We start from the raw sequence: 590 nt of genomic DNA on the forward strand, positions 1-590 counted from the left end.
GGTGAAAGGCCGGGGGCGCCGCTTAATCAGTGGCGCCCAACACGGCGTACGGGCACAGTGGTTGTGTCCAGGACGCCGGAGCGAACCGGCGCCTCACACTGGGGAGGAGTTCGACGATGTCCATGCACGACAGTCCGTTGAGCTCCCCACAGGGCAGCCCGAGGCGGACTCCGGAGTAGTTACCCCTCCGTCGAGTCCGCCCGCACGGGGAGCTGCCCGGGGCGGCCGCTTCGAGCACGTGGCGCACTGCGCTCGCGTGAGGCCGCCCACCCGGAGGATTGGCCGAGTGGCAAAGCACTGACTCGCGCTGTGTTCAAGCACGAGCGGGTCATGGTCGGGGGCAACCCCGCGCACGTTCGATCCGTGCATCCTCCGCAGAACCGACCTGCTCCCGCCTTGCGGGAACACCGCGTTCAGCCCAGCAACCGCTCCAGCACGGCCGCGATCCCGTCCTCCTCGTTCGAGGACGTCACCTCGTCCGCGACGGCCTTCAGTTCCTCGTGGGCGTTGGCCATGGCCACGCCGTAGGACGCCCAGGCGAACATCGGGATGTCGTTGGGCATGTCGCCGAAGGCGATGGTGTCGGCGGC

Annotated in this window: 1 protein-coding gene and 1 tRNA gene; one reads left to right on the plus strand and one right to left on the minus strand. The window is 68.8% G+C overall.

Features of this window, described 5'->3' with window-relative positions:
- Window positions 1-272 precede the first annotated feature (272 nt).
- A tRNA-OTHER gene (locus AQJ84_RS43070) sits at window positions 273-375 on the plus strand.
- 38 nt (window positions 376-413) lie between these two features.
- Here AQJ84_RS43070 and AQJ84_RS17190 read toward each other — a convergent pair.
- The coding region (locus AQJ84_RS17190; protein WP_159042791.1) for an HAD family hydrolase at window positions 414-590 on the minus strand (177 nt) is incomplete at its 5' end.

It is taken from the genome of Streptomyces resistomycificus (assembly GCF_001514265.1).
Lineage (GTDB): Bacteria > Actinomycetota > Actinomycetes > Streptomycetales > Streptomycetaceae > Streptomyces > Streptomyces resistomycificus.